The sequence below is a fragment of the Dokdonella sp. genome (assembly GCF_035703485.1).
Taxonomy (GTDB): Bacteria; Pseudomonadota; Gammaproteobacteria; order Xanthomonadales; family Rhodanobacteraceae; genus Dokdonella.
The window spans coordinates 1-18585 of sequence record NZ_DASSYD010000022.1; the positions used below are offsets into that span (position 1 = coordinate 1).

General features: G+C 60.8%; 16 protein-coding genes and 1 tRNA gene. 10 read left to right on the plus strand and 7 right to left on the minus strand.

What is annotated here, in order from left to right:
* The 6 genes from VFN25_RS01825 to VFN25_RS01850 all read left to right on the plus strand — a co-directional run.
* Positions 1-194: hypothetical protein (locus VFN25_RS01825; RefSeq protein ID WP_325138202.1), on the plus strand; the 194-nt coding region annotated here is incomplete at its 5' end.
* Positions 195-219: 25 nt separating this feature from the next.
* Positions 220-1566 (plus strand): NTP/NDP exchange transporter, encoded by a 1347-nt coding sequence (locus VFN25_RS01830; RefSeq protein WP_325138204.1) that lies wholly within the window; start codon positions 220-222, stop codon positions 1564-1566.
* A 53-nt stretch (positions 1567-1619) separates the two neighbouring features.
* Positions 1620-2417 (plus strand): MOSC domain-containing protein, encoded by a 798-nt coding sequence (locus VFN25_RS01835; protein ID WP_325138206.1) that lies wholly within the window; start codon positions 1620-1622, stop codon positions 2415-2417.
* Positions 2418-2496: 79 nt separating this feature from the next.
* Positions 2497-4080 carry a choline dehydrogenase gene (locus VFN25_RS01840; RefSeq protein WP_325138209.1) on the plus strand — a complete coding sequence of 528 codons (1584 nt, stop codon included), beginning with the start codon at positions 2497-2499 and terminating at the stop codon, positions 4078-4080.
* Between the two features lie 86 nt (positions 4081-4166).
* Entirely contained in the window at positions 4167-5282 is a 1116-nt protein-coding gene (locus VFN25_RS01845; RefSeq protein WP_325138211.1) for a YjgN family protein, read from the plus strand.
* Positions 5279-6511 carry a M48 family metallopeptidase gene (locus VFN25_RS01850; protein WP_325138213.1) on the plus strand — a complete coding sequence of 411 codons (1233 nt, stop codon included), beginning with the start codon at positions 5279-5281 and terminating at the stop codon, positions 6509-6511. The genes VFN25_RS01845 and VFN25_RS01850 overlap by 4 nt, the downstream gene beginning before the upstream one ends.
* A 70-nt stretch (positions 6512-6581) precedes the next feature.
* Here VFN25_RS01850 and VFN25_RS01855 read toward each other — a convergent pair.
* The 6 genes from VFN25_RS01855 to VFN25_RS01880 form a co-directional block, all read right to left on the minus strand.
* A tRNA-Thr gene (locus tag VFN25_RS01855) sits at positions 6582-6657 on the minus strand.
* Between the two features lie 106 nt (positions 6658-6763).
* The gene (locus VFN25_RS01860; RefSeq protein WP_325138215.1) at positions 6764-7432 is read right to left on the minus strand and encodes an SPOR domain-containing protein; all 669 of its coding nucleotides are present in this window, start codon (positions 7430-7432) and stop codon (positions 6764-6766) included.
* A gap of 85 nt (positions 7433-7517) precedes the next feature.
* A complete protein-coding gene (locus VFN25_RS01865; RefSeq protein WP_325138217.1) occupies positions 7518-8258 on the minus strand; it encodes a type III pantothenate kinase in 741 nt (246 codons plus the stop codon).
* Positions 8255-9250 (minus strand): biotin--[acetyl-CoA-carboxylase] ligase, encoded by a 996-nt coding sequence (locus VFN25_RS01870; RefSeq protein WP_325138219.1) that lies wholly within the window; start codon positions 9248-9250, stop codon positions 8255-8257. The genes VFN25_RS01865 and VFN25_RS01870 overlap by 4 nt, the downstream gene beginning before the upstream one ends.
* Positions 9247-9891: a glycerol-3-phosphate 1-O-acyltransferase PlsY gene (plsY, locus tag VFN25_RS01875; protein WP_325138222.1), complete on the minus strand. Its 645-nt coding sequence runs from the start codon at positions 9889-9891 to the stop codon at positions 9247-9249. Before plsY ends, VFN25_RS01870 begins: the two co-directional genes overlap by 4 nt.
* Before the next feature lie 27 nt (positions 9892-9918).
* Positions 9919-11745, minus strand: coding sequence for a DegV family protein (locus VFN25_RS01880; protein ID WP_325138224.1), 1827 nt, complete (start codon positions 11743-11745; stop codon positions 9919-9921).
* Positions 11746-12115: 370 nt separating this feature from the next.
* Between VFN25_RS01880 and VFN25_RS01885 the strand changes: the two genes are divergently transcribed.
* The gene (locus VFN25_RS01885) at positions 12116-12496 is read left to right on the plus strand and encodes a hypothetical protein (RefSeq protein ID WP_325138226.1); all 381 of its coding nucleotides are present in this window, start codon (positions 12116-12118) and stop codon (positions 12494-12496) included.
* A 123-nt stretch (positions 12497-12619) separates the two neighbouring features.
* On the opposite strand, the gene VFN25_RS01890 is transcribed toward VFN25_RS01885, so the two are convergent.
* Complete coding sequence (locus tag VFN25_RS01890) at positions 12620-13222, minus strand: hypothetical protein (protein ID WP_325138228.1); 603 nt, start codon at positions 13220-13222, stop codon at positions 12620-12622.
* Positions 13223-13635: 413 nt separating this feature from the next.
* On the opposite strand from VFN25_RS01890, the gene VFN25_RS01895 reads away from it, so the two are divergent.
* The 3 genes from VFN25_RS01895 to gspF are packed head-to-tail and all read left to right on the plus strand — an operon-like array spanning position 13636 to position 18496.
* On the plus strand, positions 13636-16371 hold the full coding sequence (locus VFN25_RS01895; RefSeq protein WP_325138230.1) for a C25 family cysteine peptidase: 2736 nt from the start codon (positions 13636-13638) through the stop codon (positions 16369-16371).
* Between the two features lie 2 nt (positions 16372-16373).
* Positions 16374-17240: a UbiA prenyltransferase family protein gene (locus tag VFN25_RS01900; RefSeq protein ID WP_325138292.1), complete on the plus strand. Its 867-nt coding sequence runs from the start codon at positions 16374-16376 to the stop codon at positions 17238-17240.
* 47 nt (positions 17241-17287) lie between these two features.
* Positions 17288-18496, plus strand: a complete 1209-nt coding sequence (gspF, locus tag VFN25_RS01905; protein ID WP_325138232.1) for a type II secretion system inner membrane protein GspF — start codon at positions 17288-17290, stop codon at positions 18494-18496.
* Positions 18497-18585 lie beyond the last annotated feature (89 nt).

An 18585-nucleotide genomic window follows, 5' to 3' on the forward strand; every position in this document is an offset into this window, starting at 1 on the left:
CGATTGTTTTTGTTGAAACAGGTGGCATCCAGAAGGTCCGCCAGCCGCACCGCGCGGCTCGTCAAGGCAACCAGCCTTCACTTCGCCACGCAGCACGACCGGCGAACCTTCTGAATGCCATGACGGTTGCGCCACTTGATCAGCGTTGCCCTGGATTGCGGCAAGTGTGTCAGCCCGTTAACGTGAGCCGATGAGCGCAACACCCACAGTGGACGCAGGATGAATCTCGCCGAAAGTTCGGGCGTCAGCGTAGGCCGTTTTCGCGCCGCATTGCGGGAATCACCACCTCTACTTTGGGCATTTCTTTACTTTTTCTGCCTGCTCAGCGGCTACTACGTGCTGCGGCCCGTTCGCGAAGCCATGGGGGCATCTGCCGATGTGCAGGCGGTGTTTCCGGCCTGGATGATCGAACTGTTCACGCGGAATGGCCTGTCGATGGGTGCGTTCACCCTGCAGGTCCTGTTCACCTGCACATTTCTGATCATGCTCCTGCTCCAGCCTGCCTATGGCGCACTGGTCAGTCGCTATCCACGCCGCGTATTCCTGCCCGCCGTTTACGGGTTCTTCATCGTCACCCTGCTGCTTTTCTACCTCGCTTTCGACAGCGGCATGCCCGGACGTGGCATGGCCTTCTTTTTATGGATTGCGGTGTTCAATCTGTTTGCCGTCGCCGTGTTCTGGAGCTTCATGGCCGACGTGTTCGACAACGTCGAAGCACGCGCCTACTACGGCTACATTGGCGCGGCCGGAACCCTGGGTGCGTTCCTCGGTCCCCTGCTGACACGCATGCTGGTGGAGCGAATCGGCATCGCCAACCTGATGCTGGTCGCCGCCTCGTTTCTGCTCGTGTGCCTGGGTTGTCAGATGCGCCTGCGGCACTGGGCGGTAGCCCGCGAGCAGGCGCGTGGCAAACGCAACGGCGAGACACCGATGGGTGGTGGAGTGCTTGCCGGATTGACCCTGATCATGCGCGAACCGCTGTTGCGCTGGATGGCTGCGACTGTCGTTCTCGGTGTCGGCGTCGGCACGCTGCTATACAACGAGCAGGCAGCGATCGTGCGCAAGTTCTATCCGGATGCGCAGGCCGCGACCGCCTACTACGCCAACATCGATCTGGCGATCAATGCGCTGACCTTGTTCGTGCAGATGTTTGTGACGCGATGGCTATTGTCGCGATTCGGAATCAGGCCCGCCCTGCTGCTGCCACCGCTGGCGATTTTCCTGGGATATGCCGTCCTCGCCGCACTTCCGCTGCCGGTTCTCGTCGCCATCGTGCAGATTGTCACGCGCAGCAGCGAGTTCAGCCTCAACAAGCCGGCACGGGAGACGATCTACACCCAGGTTGAACGGGAGTGGCGGTACAAGGCAGGTGCGGCAATCGACACGGTGGTCTATCGCGGCGGCGATCTGACGTTCGTGTGGGCGCACAAGTTTGTGTCGGCATTTGGCAGTGCCGCCGTGTTCGGTGCCGGCATGGTGATCGCCTGCGGCTTCGGCTTCAGTGCCCTCAACTTATGGCGCGAACAACGCAAGCTGCCGGCCGCACGCACAATCGCAGAGCCTTGAGCACGCCGGTCATTTCGGCGCGTTCGCGGGGGGTGTCTCGATATAATGCGTCGATGCCAACGCTGTCAGCCGCTTACATCTACCCGATCAAGTCCTGCGCACCACTGGCGTCGGATCAGGCATTTGTCGAAGCACGCGGTCTGCGCGGTGACCGTCGCTGGATGATTGTCGACGCCGACGGCCAGTTCATCACTGCGCGCAAGCATCCGCGGCTGGTCTTGATCCATGCGGTTCCACGCGACGACGGGCTGGCACTCGATGCGCCCGGCATGCCGGCACTGCGCCTGACGCCGCCAGTGCATTCGGCGCAAACATCGGTCGCGATCTGGAAGGATCAGGTCAGTGCACGGGCGGCGGAAGCGCAGGCGGATACCTGGATCAGCAACTATCTCGGCATACCGGCGCGCTTCGTCTACATGGCCGATGAATGCGTACGCCCGGTCGATCCTGACTATGCGCAAGCGGGCGACCAGGTCAGTTTTGCCGATGGTTTTCCGATACTGCTGATTTCGCAAGCGGCGCTGGATGAGCTCAATGGCCGCCTTGATGCGCCGGTGCCGATGCTGCGCTTTCGGCCAAGTCTGGTCGTCAGCAACACGTCCGCTCATGCCGAAGATACCTGGCGTTCAATCCGGATCGGCGCGGTTCGTTTCGATGTGGTCAAGCCCTGCGCGCGCTGCGTGCTGACATTGGTGGACCCCGAGACCGGAATCCCTGATTCCGCCGGTGAGCCGTTGCGCACACTGATTTCCTATCGACGCACGGACAAGGGCGTCATGTTTGGCCAGAACCTGATTCCGCGCGGTACCGGCATGCTCCGAATCGGCGACGAGGTTTCGATCATCGACTGAGGGAGAGAGCTGCTGTTGGAGCATGTGCTCTATTTCTGCCGTTTAGGGTCATGGACCGTTCTCGCGAGTGTTGCAAGCAATGACCTACGATTACGTGATTGTCGGCGCCGGGTCTGCCGGCTGCGTGCTGGCCAACCGGCTTAGCGCGAATCCGGCAACTCGTGTGCTGCTGCTCGAAGCCGGCGGTCGCGACTGGCATCCGTTCATCCACATGCCAGCCGGTATCGGCAAGCTCGCTGAAAGTCCGCGCCACAACTGGAACTACACCACCGAACCGGAGCCGAATCTCGACGGACGTCGACTGTGGTGGCCACGCGGCAAGGTGCTTGGCGGTTCCAGCTCGATCAATGCGATGTGCTACATCCGTGGCGTCGCCGCCGACTACGACGACTGGGCGCGCAAGACCGACGATCCACGCTGGGCCTGGGACAACGTGCTGGGCTATTTCAAGCGATCGGAAAACAACACACGCGGTGCCGATGCCCTGCACGGCGACCAGGGCCCCTTGAGCGTATCGGATCTGAAGCATCGCAATCCGCTCTCACAAGTCTTCCTCGATGCATCGGTAGCGGCCGGCTACACGCTGAACGATGATTTCAACGGATCCGGACAGGAAGGTTTCGGCTTTTATCAGGTCACCCAGAAAGACGGCGCGCGCTGCTCGACCGCAGCCTCGTTCCTGCGTCAGGCGCGGGATCGATCGAATCTCACCATCCGCACTCGTGCCGAGGTCCAGCACCTGCTGTTTTCCGGGTCGCGAGTGATCGGCGTCGACTATCGTCACCACGGCCAACTCAAGCGCGCCGAAGCGGGTGAAGTCATCCTTTCGGGTGGCGCGCTCAACTCGCCACAACTCCTGATGGTGTCCGGGATCGGTCCGGCTGATCACCTGCGCGAACACGATATCGGCGTGCGCCAGGATCTGGCCGGCGTCGGCGCCAACTTGCAGGATCATCTGGATATCTGCACGCTGACCCATTGCACCGAGGCGATCACCTACGACAAGGTCAACGATATCGCGGTCGGTCTTGAATTCCTGTTCAAGCGCAGCGGCATCGGCACCTCGAACATCGCCGAATCCGGCGGCTTCCTGCGCTCGACGCATGCCGAAGACGAGCGCTGCGATCTGCAGTTTCATTTCGTCCCGGCGCTGCTCGACGATCACGGCCGCCACCGCCTCGAAGGCAACGGTTACACCTTGCACGCCTGCGTGCTGCATCCGAAATCACGCGGCTCGCTGCGGCTCAAGTCGAATGACGCCCGGCAACCGGTGGCGATCCATGCGAACTATCTCAGCGATACCGAGGGCCATGATCTGAAGATGATGATCGAGGCTGCGCGTGTGTCGCACAGGATTCTCGGCCAGGCTCCCTTCGACCAATATCGTGGTGCGGAAATATTCCCCGGCACCGACATCAATGATGATGCGGCCGTCGAAGCTTTCATCCGACGCAAGGCGGAAACCGTCTACCACCCGGTCGGCACCTGCCGCATGGGCGGCGATGACGACGCGGTTGTCGACAGCGAACTCAAGGTACACGGAATTGCCGGGCTGCGCGTCGTCGATGCTTCGGTGATGCCGGATCTGCCCAGCGGCAACACCAATGCGCCGACTATCATGATCGCCGAGCGCGCAGCGGACCTGATTCTCGGCAAGGTGTGACCGACGGCGGATTCGAAGCTTTCTGAGTTCCACCCGGATCGCGTACACTTTGTGCGCGCTGGCGTTGCGGTCAGCAAGGGAATCACATGGAAGAACAACTTGTCGCGGTGCCGGCCGTATTGCCGCCGCCGGAGCCCCCTGTCCCGGACGGGTCGCGACCCGCGAGTGCGCCGCCAGTCTTCGAGCATCGTTTCATTTTTGATGGCCGCGCCGGCGAATATTTCCGCATCTGGATCGTCAACCTTGCCCTGACCATCCTCAGCCTCGGCATCTTCTCGGCCTGGGCCAAGGTGCGCACCCAACGGTATTTCTACGCCAGCACCCGGCTCGCCGGCATGCCGTTCGAATACACCGCCAAGCCGCTGCCGATCCTGAAAGGCCGGATCATCGCAGTCACCCTGTTTTCCGCCTACATCCTGGCCGGTCAGTACAGCATTGGCCTGCAACTGGGTCTGGCCCTGTTCATCGCTGTGTTGACCCCCTGGTTGATCGTCCGTGGCGCCGCCTTTCGTGCGCGCTACTCGTCGTGGCGTGGCCTCAATTTTCGCTTTATTCCGGATTACGGCGAAGCCTATATCCGCTTTCTGATTCTCGGTATCCCGCTGATTCTCACACTCGGCTTGCTCTATCCCTGGGTCAAAGGCAAACAAAAGGCCTTCATCGTCGAAAACCACCGCTTTGGTGGAAACTGGTTCAAGTTTCTGCTCAATCCGGGCCAGTTCTATCCGCCCTACCTGATTGCCTGGGGTGCCATTACGGCGTGGATGTTCGTGTTCAGCATGCTCATGTTTGGCGTAATCATGGCCAGTGCTTCGGTGCGCAGTGGTGAGGCGCCTGCCGACTGGCTCGTCATTGGCATGACGGCATTCATGTATCTCGGCTATTTCATCGTCCTCGCCTTTCTCGCCGCCGCCATTGCCAACCTGATCTACCGGCATATCGAAATTGATGGCCGCCGCTTCCACTCGACACTGAAGGGCCAGAAGCTGCTCTGGATCTACGCCAGCAACACCATCGCCATCCTGCTCAGTGTCGGCTTGCTGATCCCCTGGGCGATGGTGCGCCTGGCCCAGTACCGCGCCGATTGCCTGAGCCTGCTGGCCAGCGATGACTTCAACAACATGGTCGCCGAGCGCTCGTTCGGCGTTGATGCAACCGCTGCGGAGGTGGATGGTCTGTTCGACATCGACATCGGCTGGTGAATGCGTTCAAGGCTAGCTATTTCGACGGCCTGACCAGCCGCCAGCATGATGTCGAAGTGCAGCGCGTCGATGCATCGACTGTTCGCGTCATCGGCGACAATATTGATCGCAGTGACCCAATCTCGTCGCTGCGCATCTCATCGCGTCTCGCCCGGACCACGCGCACGATCGCATTCAGCGATGGCGCACGCATCTTCGCCAGCGATCACGAATTGCTCGACCGCTGGTTTCCGGCCGAGGATCGATTGCAGCGCATCGTCGATCGCCTCGAGCGTCACGCCCATGCGGTCGCTGCGTCGATCGTGGTCTGTCTGGCCATGGCCATTTTCACCTTTGCCTGGGGCGTGCCGTGGCTCGCTGACCGCATTGCCGCGCAGGTTCCGCCAAGTGTCGAAACGCGCCTCGGCGACGAAGTACTTGGTCAACTGGATCGCTTTTTCGGATTTTCCCCCAGCACGCTGGATCCCTCGCGCAAAACCGGGCTATCGGCACGCTTCGCCAGACTCTCATCCGAATTGCCTGGCAACGAAAACTATCGACTGGCCTTTCGCAACGCGCCCGGCATCGGGCCGAACGCACTGGCCATTCCCGGCGGCACGATCGTCATCACCGACCAACTGGTCACCTTGTTCGACGATGACCGCGAGTTCGATGCCGTAGTCGCCCATGAACTCGGCCACCAACAACATCGCCATGCGCTGCGGCAGACCCTGCGCAGCTCATTCGTATTGGTTATCGCAGCATTGTTCACCGGCGACGTCAGCTCGGCCAGCGCGATCGTCATCGGTATCCCGACCTTCCTGCTGCAAAGCCATTATTCGCGCGGCTTCGAAGAAGAGGCCGATCAATTCGCTTTCAGCACCCTCGCCGCACACAACACTTCGCCTGCCTGGTTTGCCGCCGCCATGCGCAATCTTGATGAGCATCACGGCGCTGCAAAATCAGGTGACCGCGATATTGCCTACCTGTCCAGCCACCCGAGCACGCCCTCGCGCATCGCCGCCGCCGAAGCATCCGGCGAACAATTCATCGCCAGCCATCCCGAGCTGATCCGGGAAACACCCGGCTACGACGCCTGCGAAGAAGAAGGCATCTGCGCCGAAGACGACCTTGAAGACTGCGACAACGACGATTGCCTCTATCCCGCCGAATCCTTCGAATGGCAAAGCAGCGAAGTCCCCGGCACAGTCGATGACAAGGCCGTGATCGATAGCATTCAGAAGGAATAGCCGCTGCGACCTGGTCGCGAACCCGGAGATTGCGTCTGCGACGCATCCATGATCACGAATTTGCAGCAAATGGTGCCGGCACCCGGATTCGAACTGGGGACCTACCGCTTACAAGGCGGTTGCTCTACCAACTGAGCTATGCCGGCGTTGGGGCGCGCATTCTAGTTCAGTCGGCATGAAATACCAATGCAAGGAACTTTCCGGGTGCCGCACTGCCGCGGCACGTATCGGGTCTGGTCGTCCGAGCGGGGCTCAGAAACAATCAACCGTGCGCTGTTCAAGACCATTGGCGTTGGCAACGTGGGAGCGCCAGTCGAACGTGCTCGCGGAATCGCTGGCGTAGTCGATCCAGTAGACCGGCAGTTCCTCGGTACGCTGGATCAGTTGCGGCTCAAAACCCATCGCGGCGATGTCGGCGAGGCGTCGCTCCGCATTGGATTTCTCCCGGAACAACCCCAGTGAAATCGTGTTGAGCTGCTCGCCAGCGGTGACTACGTAGTAATCGCGAACACCTTGCGCCGACAGACGCCGGGCAACGCCAAGCGCTTCCTCGCGTGAGTTCAGGGCGGCCAGAAATACCCAGTAACCGCGTGATTGCGTGGCGCGTTCATCGCGATACTGGATGCGCCGAACCAGCGGCGTTAGAGAATTGAGTGTTGCGCGCATGTCCGACTGGGTCTGGAATGGGCCGATCGAGTGACAAACATCGCCAGTGTTGGATCGCGTGCCACTTTCATTGCTCTGCGCCGACTTGCTTGCGGCGGTGTGCAATCCATCACGTTCGGACAGCAGGACCAGCTCGGCCACACCCGGATCGCTGGCCGGACGCACATCCTCGACAGCCTGGGGTGCGAAAGCAATCCAGCAGGCGCCGCCGATATTCAGGGCCAGCAGCAGCAGGAACAGAACTCTGGGGAACATCCGGGCTCGGTGTGGATAGCGGGAAAGGGCTCGCGGGGCGCTAATTCTAGCCCAAGCCCGCAAGCGCGACGTCGTTCACGGTGAACTATCGCCCGCCACTCTCCGACCAGAGGGCCAAGCCGCGCACGACCAGATCCCGGCCACGCTCGATATTCGGCAGCAAATGCATCCACTCTTCGAGGCCGCCACCATCCCCGACCACGGCGACGGGCGCGCCAAGCCTGGCAACCACCGTGGCGTGGAATCGTTCAATCAAGGCGACCGCGGAAAGCACACTGCCAGACCAGACCGCATCAGCGGTACAGGTGGCGATCTCGACCAGCTCTCCGTGCTCCTCACCGACTCGCGCCGTGCCGCTGCCGACGGCGCTGCGCATCAAGGCCGGCGACGGTGCGATCAGGCCACCGAGATGACGGCCTTCAGCGTCGATGGCATCGAGTGTGAGTGCGGTCCCGCAACTGACCAGGATCTGCGCGCGCTGCGCTGATGCGTGCAGGGCAGCAAGGCCGAGAAACCGATCGACACCGAGCCGCGCCGGTTCGGCGTAGGCGTTGCGGATGCCGATCGCCGCGGCCGGACTGCGAACGAATTCGGCCTCGCAGTCAAAGTGGACCTTGATCAGTTCGCTCAACTGCTGCTCGAGTTCGGCATTGACCACGCTTGCGACAAGGATCGCTTCGGGCTGGCCCAGGGCCGCCCAGTTGCTGCTCAACGCGGCTTCAAGCGATGTATCGGCGTGGGCGAATACGCCACCCATGCTGTGCTTGGCATCTTTCCAGATCGCCCATTTCAGTCGCGTATTGCCAAAATCGACAAGCAATTTCATGCCGACGCTCCATCGGTCGCGCGCACACTGACTTCACCACTATCCACCAGAAACTCCCCGTCCGCTGCGCATGCGCGCAAATTTCCAACCTGGTCTACCCCTGCTGCCACGGCCGCGCGCCGCTCTCGTCCGTCGAAGATGCTGATCGGGCGCCCGTGCAACACATCGTAGCGGGAATATTCGCTGGCAAACGAAGGAAAGCCGTGGCTGGCGAATTCATCGAGCACGTCAAGCACACGACACAACACGTTTGCGGCGATCTGATTGCGGGGCGGAAGCGGTCCGTCAGACAGTGATGTCAAATCGGTCCAGGGCTGATTGATATGGTCGTCGGAATGCGCATCCAGCCGGACGTTGAGGCCAATGCCGATCACCGCGTGACAAGGCCCGAGGGCATCGCCACCAAGTTCGATCAGGATGCCTGCGAGTTTGCTCCCGTCGATCTGGATATCGTTGGGCCACTTCAGGCCGGGCCCGGCAAAGCCAAGGTCGGCAAGTGCACGCACGACGCCCACACCGACAGCCAGACTCAACCCCGCCAACGACGCCATGCTCGAATTGAAGCGATGCAGAATGGAGAATGCGAGTCCGCCGCCCAGTGGCGTATGCCAGCCGCGACCGCGACGGCCGCGACCCGCACTCTGCATTTCGGCGAAGCAGGCTGCCGTTTGAGTATCGCCCGCCTGGGCGCGGCGCAGCAGTGCGCTATTGGTCGAATCAATCTGCCAGTGCACTTCAAGCGGACAGATTTTCCGTGCCGAATGCATGTTCGCGCTGAGCCGAATCGCATCGGCATCGAGCAAATCGAGCGGAGCACTCAGCCGGTAGCCTTGCCGCCCTTGAGCGACGATCGGCGCACCGAATGCACGCAGGTTTTCCACCTGCTTCCAGATTGCGGCACGGGTTACGCCGAATTGTCGAGCCAGATCATTGCCTGATATGGCCGGTCCTGCGGCCAGCGCCATCAGCAATTCACGCGCAGCGATGCTCACGTCCTTTCACCCATTCGGATACGTGGCTCCTGATGATGCCAGAGACGCTTGAGATTGCTGCGATGGGTAAACACGATGAGGGCGGCGACGGCCAAGGAGAAAGCCAGCAGAGGCCACGAAAACGGAACACCAAACCAGCCCGCACCGAGCACGCACATCGGAAAGCTGATGGCGGCCAGCACGGTTGCCAGGCCGACGTAGCGGGTGATCGAAACGACGAGCAACCAGACTGCGAACATCAACAACGCCAGCAGCGGCGCCAGAACCAGTACCGCACCGACGACCGTGGCGGCACCCTTGCCACCACGGAAACCGAAAAACACCGGCCAGCAATGACCGATCACGGCGGCGAACGAACAGGCGACGGCCTGGATCTGCGCATCGACAGCGAGCGGCGGCGCCGCGAAAACAGCGGGTGACCACAGGCCGAGCAACGCCGCGAGTACGCCTTTGCCAACATCGATCAGAACCACGAGCAAGGCAAATCGCCAGCCAGCGACTCGCAAGGCGTTGGTGCCGCCGGCATTGCCACTACCGGACTGGCGAATATCGAGGCCACGCAGTCGACCGAGCAGAAGACTGCCCGACAATGAGCCTAGCAACCAGCCAATCACCACCTTGACCAACAGGATCGCCATCATCTTCCCCAAAAATCGCGTCGTTCGCGCTCAGCGGATGATGGCATCAGGGGCACGTTTCGGCATTATTGCAACCACGATGGCACCGGGTCCGGCATGGGCTCCGATCGCACTGCCGGCCTCAAGCAGTTCGGAACAGGCAATTTCCGGCCGTTGATCGAGCAAGGCCTGACGCACGGCAGCACCTTCCCGAGGATTGTCGCAATGCATGACCTGGGCTCGCCAGGTTGACTCGCGGTCAAAGGAACGCAGGATCCTGGTCACGAAGCGGTTGGCAAATTCGCGATGATCGCGACCGACGCCAACGATGTGCATGCGTCCATCGCCACCACCTATCCGGACCATGGGCACGAGACTGAGCCACCGCGTGATCGGTAACGCCCAGGCCGGGATTCGGCCGCCGCGCACAGCCGAGGTCAGATCGCGCGCATAGGCGAATGTGCGGGTGTGTTCGCGCAGCTCGATCAATTCAGTCGTGATCGTCGCAGCGTCCGCACCTTCAAATGCGCGCTCGGCAGCGTGCAAGGCCAGCAAGCCCTGACCACCTGAAACATTTTGCGAATCGATGACGCGGACGCGACCACCGAGTGCAGCGCTGGCCGCTTCGCCGGCCTGCAAGGTGCCCGAGATTGCCCGCGACACACCGACATAGACGACCTCTTCATGATGACTGAGAAGAAACTCAAACAAGCGCCGGAAATCGCCTGCTGGCGGCTGCGAAGTGCGCACCGGATGTTCGCTGGTGCGCAACAGCTCGTAGAACGCATCGGCTGATAGCGAAACCTTGTCGAGGAAATCGCGTGGCCCGACATTGATACGCACCGGAACCACATGCAGGGGCAGCGTTTCCAGCGCATCGGCGGGAATGTCGGCCGCCGAATCGATCACCACAACCACCTCGCCCTGCGTATGCGCAGCGCGCTGCTGGGCCTGCATGTCGTCGGCCTTGCATGAGCGCACATCGCCGAATTGCGCCAGGGTATCGAACAACAACGCCGGTTCATCGACATGCATGTGCACGCGCAGCTTTTCCCGGGTGCCGGCAATGACCAGACTCGACCCATCGAGCCGATCGAGCGCCTCGCGCACTGCGGCGCGATCGATCGATCGCGCCGACAGAACGCATTCGCTGCACCAGCGATGCGTCGCGTCCGCCTCGATCTCCGCGCTGACCATCACGCCGTCGAGCGCGGCATGCGCTTCTGTCGTGCCCTGCATTGCCGAGCGCCCGCGCACGATGTAATCGTCAATGCCCTCCAGCAAGTTCAGAAACCCCTGCGCACCGGCATCAACCACGCCGGCCCTGCGCAACACGGGCAGTTGATTGGGTGTATTCGCCAGCGCTTCCCGACTGGCCGCGAGCGCGCGCGAAAAGGCGACCCGCAAATCTTCGGCGCCCTGATCGCAGGCCAGCCGCAGGGCACTGGCGAACGCGCTGATCACTGAAAGCATCGTGCCCTCGCGCGGCTCGGCAATCGCCAGCCGGGCCTGGCTGGCACCGAGGCTCGCGGCATCGGCCAGAGTACCAACCGCAAGCCGGGAATGGCCCACCAGATGCTCACTCAACCCTTGCAGGAACTGGGCAAGAATCGCCCCTGAATTGCCGCGCGCAGCGTCGATGGCCTCGCTGGCCAGGCGTTCGAACAAACTGCCGACGTGGCGTCCTCGCAAGGATTTCAAGCCGTCGCGAACCGTGATCAAGGTAAAACCGAGATTGCTGCCGGTATCACCATCAGGCACCGGAAACACGTTGATCCGGTTGAGCAGGTCACGCTCGGCAAGAACCCGGTTTATGCCGGCCATGAGCGCGTGCTTGAGCACCCGAGCGTCGATATGCACGTGGTTTCTGGATTTCATCCGTGGATTGGCTATGGCGGGGTGAGTTGGAGTCTAGCCAGCAACAGTCAATCTGGTCGCGCTGCGCTGCAGCGCAACGCTGACTTGTTTCAACCGCCGACAGCCCCATCCCTGTTTACGGACACATGACTGTCCGCGACTGTCCGCAAGCGTCCATCGGACAGTCAAACCATATAACAGAAAATTATCAATTCATTGATTCCAATGGGTTTTCTTGATGTGGCATGATAGCTGCTATGACTTTCGGGCCAGTAGCGCATTCCTCGTCCGGGACAACCCCGGACAAGCGGCTGCTGGACTTCGCAAGCGGATCAACGAATGATTCGTTCTTCGCAGAAACCGAACTGCGCAACAATCCGAAGATGTCGATATGAGCCCACGAATTACCAGCCTTGGCGTGATCGGTCTTGTTGCCCTGCTGTTTGCAGTCGCCGCGCAAGCTGGCGAAGTCTCCATGGACGCTCGTGGCTACTCGGCTGAAAACGAACAAGCCGCCGACAGCAGCCAGACGCGCGCCGACGAACCGCTGACGGCAGAAGCTGATATCGCCAGTGTTGAAACCCGGACAAGGATTCGGCCGAAATGGCGCAATGTAACGACCAGCCAGGATCAACCCTTGCTGAGCGACACACTTGATACCGATTCCGCAAAGCCGGAAGAGTCCGCAGGCGGATCTTCGAGCAGCAACATTTCCGTGCCGGCCAAACCGCGCAACCGCTGGCAATCGCTGGTTCCCGGTGCGATCAAGTAAGTCGCCAAGGGACTGATCCTGGCGCAAGATTTCCTGGCGCCTGGCAAAAGAAAAAGGCAGGCTCGAAAGCCTGCCTTTTTTCATTCAAACGACAGCCGATTGGTTACCGCCTGCGGATCGGCATCAATCGATCGAGTAGCTCTGCAGCGAGACCGGCGTTGTCCCGGCCATGATGCCGGCACCGCTGTCGTCGTAGCAATACTGATTGAGCGTGGCCGGGAAGCCGCCGCCACTCGTCGTTGTCAGTGATGCCCAACCGTAGTTTGTTGTCGAAGTCCCTTCGTTGTTGAAGGCAAATCCAACGTAACCGTTGGTCACGCCAACCTCAAACGCGGCTGCATTCAAGACGCCAGTCAGAACAGCCGACGACGAATCGATCATCGTCCCGGGAGCGAGCAGACTGGCCTCGCCAGCGCTTCCAACCACCGCACTTGCGTTCGCCGCACTGGTGCTCGCGAAGAACTTCATGCTTCCGCTGCTTGACCAGATATTGCTATCCCAACCTGGAACCGCGCCGCTCGTGGTTCCGCTAGTGCCGGTGACAAAATTGATATAGAGGCCGTCGAATGTATTCGGAATATCGAGCGCGGCAGGAAGATTTGAGCAGACAACCGCCGCTTCGGCCCGGATGGAACTCACGGTGACGGCGGCAATGGCCAGAAAAGTCAAAAGCGCGGCGCGACTGAAGCAGGCCAGTCTTGTGAACACGGTGCTTACATTTTTCATTGAAATTACCCCGAAATGTTGTGGTTGAGACTCAAGCAACGAGCGCTTTTGGCGGAATGCTCCTCGATTACCGCCTCCAATCATCCTTGTGCAGCCTGAAACCCCGTTCATGGCTGGAATAACTCGATTGACCGACAACTCTATCGCAAGTCGCGCGCATAGTCCCGGATATCTCGGCTTGCCACAATTGTCGGGAAAGCGCGCCACCCAACAGCCAATCAAGATTTGAAAGTACGTTGCCAACCTGCTGACTTGGCGCAGTGCCTCGCGAGAGTTCCCTTGCGCACTTGCTGCGCCATAAAATCCACTTGTTTTGACTCGGCAGGGATTCCCGTGTTTGTGAACGCTTCTGCCCATCGGCTGCGCTTGTGCGTGACATCCAAGTACACTAGCCGATTATTTTCCGGCACCTGATGATGATGTTGGTTTTGAGATCCCGCTTCCTGTTAGCCCGTTCTTGCCTGCTCTCGATCCTGCTGGTTCCCGGCTTGGCGCTCGCATGCCAGGGCAGCCTGGATATCAGGATCGAGCACTCGGGCCTCTATTCGCTGGCCCAGGCCGACATTCTTGCCCACCAGCCCGAACTCGCCAATTGCGCCAGTGCGGATCTGAGCCTGACCAACAAGGGAGTCGAGGTGCCGATTCGGGTCGTCGACGGAAATGACGGTCAATTTGGCCCGGGCGACCACATTGAATGGATCGGCCAGCAGCTTCACGGCCCGATGAGCTGGTTCAACAACTACAGCATCACCAATACTTACGTGCTTTCTGCATCGAGTGGAGCGCATGCGCGCATGCGCGATCAACTGCCTGACTCCGAGCGTGGCTCGGCGAGCCTGGTTCGCTCCCTGCATCTCGAGCAGGAAAACATGATGATCCGCCTCGACCAGAACCAGCAGAAGCCCGGTGAGGAGCCTGATGTCTGGCATTGGGTGAAATTGACCCAGGCCGACCCCGCGCCGTTTTCCACTGAATTCGATTTGCCGGAACTGGACAAGCGCGCTGCCAATGTCGCCGTGCGCATGAATTTTCGCGGCATCTCCAACCTCATCGTGCCCTACGCGGAGCGCGACAACCGGCCGGATGATCATCTTGTCGAAGTCCGCGTCAATGGACAGTTGATCCAGCAGATTTCATGGAGCGGTCGCGACGAGTTCGCGCAATCCTTGTCGATCCCGACCCGCATGCTCAAGGAGGCATCCAACCAGTTGGTGCTTTCCATACCCAAGCGCACACTGCGCTGGGACAAGACCCGGACAGCCGTCGATGTGGTCATGTTCAACTGGATCGAGATTGACTATCCGATCGACCACCGCCTCGAAGCCGGATCGCTGCCGTTCCAGACTGCCGACGACAGCAAACAATCATTCGAGATGAACTGGCTGGGCACTGGCGATGCGCCGGCACTGTATGGCGACGACGGCGTGCGCCGGGTACCAGCGACATCAAGCGCGAATCGCCCGCACTACGCATCGGCACACGCGGGCGTCACCTTGTATCCGGCAACGACATTTGCCAGTCCGCAATCGCTGAGGGCAACAAGCAACGTCAACTGGCGCTCACCTGCGCAGGGTTACGACTACCTGATCGTCAGCCATGCCAGCCTCATCGACGCCGTGCGTCCGCTGGCCGAGTTCCATGAAAAGCGCGGCATGAAAGTGGCGGTGATCGACATCGCCGATGTCTACGACGAATTCAACCACGGCATCACCCATCCCCAGGCCGTGCGCAACCTGGTCGCCAATGCGTTGGAAAACTGGCCACAACCCCATCCGCGCTTCCTGTTGCTGGTTGGCGACGCCAGCTTCGATATTCGCCATGAAACCTACAACGATCTGGCCTATGCCAAATTCGCAAACAATCCGCAGGAACTGGTGCCGGGTCATTTTTCCGGCATCCCGGCGACTTCGTATGACAGCGATGCCAAGCGCATGGGCAATCGCAACCTGATTCCGACCTGGCAATACCCATCCGCGGAAGGTCAGTCGGCCAGCGACAACTGGTTTGCTGCCGTCGATGGCGACGACTACCACCCGGTTATCGCAGTGGGTCGATTCCCCGTCGTCGAACCGGCCGAAGTCAGCGCCATCGTCAACAAGACAATCAATTACATGAGCCAACCTCGCCCCGGCAGTTGGCGTCGCGACGTCATGTTCATTACCGACGAATCGTCTTATTTCAAGAAAGCCTCGGACCAGATTGCCGGAACCATACGCAAACAGGGGTTCCTTGCGGACAAGATCTACGCAAGCCCGGAAGAGGCCGACAACCTGGCTCACCAGAGTGCCATCAAGGACGGTCTCAACAGCGGCCAGTTGCTGGTCCACTTCATCGGCCATGGCGGTCGTTACATCTGGCGCACCGGACCACCTGACCTGCGCAAGAATCACGACCTTTTCACCCTTGATGATGTCAGCGAGCTCGACAATGGCGATCACCTGCCGATGATTTTGTCGATGACCTGCTATTCGGCACCGTTCGACAATCCAACTGAAGACTCGATCGGAGAGCGCTTCCTGCGTGAAGCGGACAAGGGAGCGATCGCGGTATTTGCCGCCTCCTGGCGCAATGCGCCCTCAACCATGTTCAGCGAGAACCTGGTCAAGGAACTGCTGGTTCCGGGTGCCACGATTGGAGAAGCCATTGTGCGCGCCAAGAAGAGCATCGATGACCGCACCCTGGTGGAAATGTACAACCTGCTGGGCGATCCCGCGGTAGTGCTTGAGCGGCCGCGAGACAAGGCGCGAGCCCAGCTCAGCGCTGACCGCTGGAACCCGACCCTGCTGATTGCCCTTCCGCAGCGCGATTTCAGCGGCAATGTTGATCTGAGCTGGCTTGATGATGACGGGAACCCGCTGGACACGATGACTCTGCACGCCAACAGCTCGACTTTCGGCATCCCGATTCCCCGATTCGCCGACGGCAAGATCGCAAAATTCGTCAGCATCTATGCCAGTGATCCGATCAGCGGCCGCGATGCATTCGGTGGGCTCAAGCTCGACGTGAAGCAAGCAAAATCCGAAGGCGCCTTTGGCTGGGCAAACTGGTCACGTCCCGGCAAACGACCAGCACCAGAAGCCGCCGACACCCTTTCGCGCAATGGTTTCGAAGCACCAGCCAATTCCGGGGCCGACGAAAAGAAGCATTGAGCATGGCCCGAATCGGCAACTTCATCGAGCTGGCCAGACCCGGACAGTGGATCAAGAATGGCTTCGTGCTGTTGCCACTGTTCTTTGCCCAGGCCATGTTCGATCCGATCGCCTTCCGCGGTGCCGTGCTGGCGACAGTTGCGTTTTGCCTGGCTGCGTCGTCGGTGTACGCGTTCAACGATACGCGCGATGCGGCGCGCGACCGCCTGCACCCGGACAAGCGCACGCGCCCGGTCGCGCGCGGCGACATCGCACCCGCATCGGCGCTGGCATTCTCGGCGATTCTTTGCATCCTCGCCCTGATCCTTGCAGCAACAATCGATCTTCGGATTGCGGCCGTCTTTGTGCTTTATCTGGTTGTCCAACTCGCCTATTCACTCGGCCTCAAGCGCATTGCCTGGCTCGATGTGTCGATTGTCGCCAGCGGCTTCGCCTTGCGCATCATCGTCGGCGGCCTCGCCGCGATGGTGCCGCTGACGCCGTGGATTCTGCTGATGGGATTCGTGCTTGCGCTGATGCTCGCGCTCGGCAAGCGTCACGGCGATCTGGTCCATGTCTCGGATGCGTCCGCACGTGGCGCAGCCCGATACAGCGTGACCGGTATTGAGCGCGTTCTGGCTGGCCTTGCCGGCGCCATCCTCGTCGCCTACGTGTTCTATGCCATCTCTCCCGAGGTGATGGCCCGCCACGGAAATCGCGCCCTGGTGCTGTCAACCCCATGGGTTGTCCTCGGCATATTGCGCTACATTTTCCTGGTCTTCCGCCGCGGCGCGGGCGGTGATCCGAGCCGACTCGTGGTGCGTGATCCGGTCCTGTTGAGTGCGACGGTCGGTTGGCTGGCGACTTTGGCCTATATTCTCTACCACTGACGATCCCGTCTCGCGATGACCGCGAGCCCTGAACCAACGGAAACAACGTGCCGGCATTCGCCTACCAGGCCCTCGACAACAACGGCAAGACCCAGCGTGGCGTATTGCAAGGCGATACCGCACGTGCCGTGCGTACGATTCTGCGTGAACGCGGACTCAATCCGCTGGCGGTCGACGAGGTGGCCGAGGATCAGAAAGGCGCATCGCCGTTTTCCAGGCGCGGCCTGTCGGCAACCCAGTTGGCCATGCTGACACGACAGCTATCGACCCTGATCGGTGCCGATCTGCCAATTGATGAAGCACTTGCCGCGCTCTCGGAGCAGGATGACAACGAACGTCAGCGCACCCTGACCGTGGCGTTGCGTTCACGGGTCATGGAAGGCGCCAGTCTGGCCCAGGCCATGGCTGACTTTCCGGACAGTTTTCCGGAAATCTTTCGTGCCACGGTGGCCGCAGGTGAGCAGTCCGGTCATCTCGCTCGCGTCCTCGACAAGCTCGCCGACTACGCCGAAGCACGTGATGCCTTGCGCCAGACCCTGCTCGCCGCGCTGACCTATCCGCTGCTGCTGAGCGTTGTCGCAATTGCCGTCGTTGCCGGTCTGCTGACCTGGGTGGTACCGCAAATCATCAGCGTATTCGAGAACATGCAGCAGACCCTGCCGTTTGCAACGCGGCTGTTGATGGGGATGTCTGAATTTCTGCGCCACTGGGCCTGGCTGTTGGTCATTGCCATCGTGGTCGTGGTCCTCGGCATCCGCCTGGCCTTGCGTCGCGAGGCGATCCGCTACCGCTGGCATCGCTTGCTGCTGCGCCTGCCCTTGGTCGGCCGGCTGACACGCGCCGCGAACACGGCACGTGCCGCGCGCACCCTGGCCCTGCTCGCCGGTTCCGCCGTACCCTTGCTCGACGCCCTGGCAATCGCTGCCCAGGTAGTGCCGAACCTGCCGATGCGCGAATCACTGCGACGTGCCGCCTTCAAGGTTCGCGAAGGCAGCGGCTTTGCCCGCGCACTGGCGGAGAGCAAACAGTTTCCGCCGGTTGCGCTGCGCCTGATTGCCAGTGGCGAACGCTCCGGCGAATTGCCACGCATGCTCGAAGAAGCCGCCACCCAGCAGCAACGCGATCTCGATCGCTGGCTCGGCGTACTCTCGGCAACACTCGGCCCGGCGGTTATCCTGCTGGTCGGCGCGATGGTCCTGTTCATCGTCCTCGCCATCTTGCTGCCGATCTTTGATTTGAATCAGATGGTCAAGTAGCCGATAGCGGGAGTGGGGAGTGGGGAGCAGGAAAGGCCTGGTGGGCCGGAACACTTCCGAGTCTCTACAATCCCAGGCAACCGAACGCT

What these genes read in the sequence shown, in the direction of transcription:
- VFN25_RS01830 (WP_325138204.1), top strand. Translation starts at nt 220, where the DNA reads ATGAATCTCGCCGAAAGTTCGGGCGTCAGCGTAGGCCGTTTTCGCGCC.
- VFN25_RS01835 (WP_325138206.1), top strand. Translation starts at nt 1,620, where the DNA reads ATGCCAACGCTGTCAGCCGCTTACATCTACCCGATCAAGTCCTGCGCA.
- VFN25_RS01840 (WP_325138209.1), top strand. Translation starts at nt 2,497, where the DNA reads ATGACCTACGATTACGTGATTGTCGGCGCCGGGTCTGCCGGCTGCGTG.
- VFN25_RS01845 (WP_325138211.1), top strand. Translation starts at nt 4,167, where the DNA reads ATGGAAGAACAACTTGTCGCGGTGCCGGCCGTATTGCCGCCGCCGGAG.
- VFN25_RS01860 (WP_325138215.1), bottom strand. Translation starts at nt 7,432, where the DNA reads ATGTTCCCCAGAGTTCTGTTCCTGCTGCTGCTGGCCCTGAATATCGGC.
- VFN25_RS01865 (WP_325138217.1), bottom strand. Translation starts at nt 8,258, where the DNA reads ATGAAATTGCTTGTCGATTTTGGCAATACGCGACTGAAATGGGCGATC.
- plsY (WP_325138222.1), bottom strand. Translation starts at nt 9,891, where the DNA reads ATGATGGCGATCCTGTTGGTCAAGGTGGTGATTGGCTGGTTGCTAGGC.
- VFN25_RS01880 (WP_325138224.1), bottom strand. Translation starts at nt 11,745, where the DNA reads ATGAAATCCAGAAACCACGTGCATATCGACGCTCGGGTGCTCAAGCAC.
- VFN25_RS01885 (WP_325138226.1), top strand. Translation starts at nt 12,116, where the DNA reads ATGAGCCCACGAATTACCAGCCTTGGCGTGATCGGTCTTGTTGCCCTG.
- VFN25_RS01890 (WP_325138228.1), bottom strand. Translation starts at nt 13,222, where the DNA reads ATGAAAAATGTAAGCACCGTGTTCACAAGACTGGCCTGCTTCAGTCGC.
- VFN25_RS01895 (WP_325138230.1), top strand. Translation starts at nt 13,636, where the DNA reads ATGATGATGTTGGTTTTGAGATCCCGCTTCCTGTTAGCCCGTTCTTGC.
- VFN25_RS01900 (WP_325138292.1), top strand. Translation starts at nt 16,374, where the DNA reads ATGGCCCGAATCGGCAACTTCATCGAGCTGGCCAGACCCGGACAGTGG.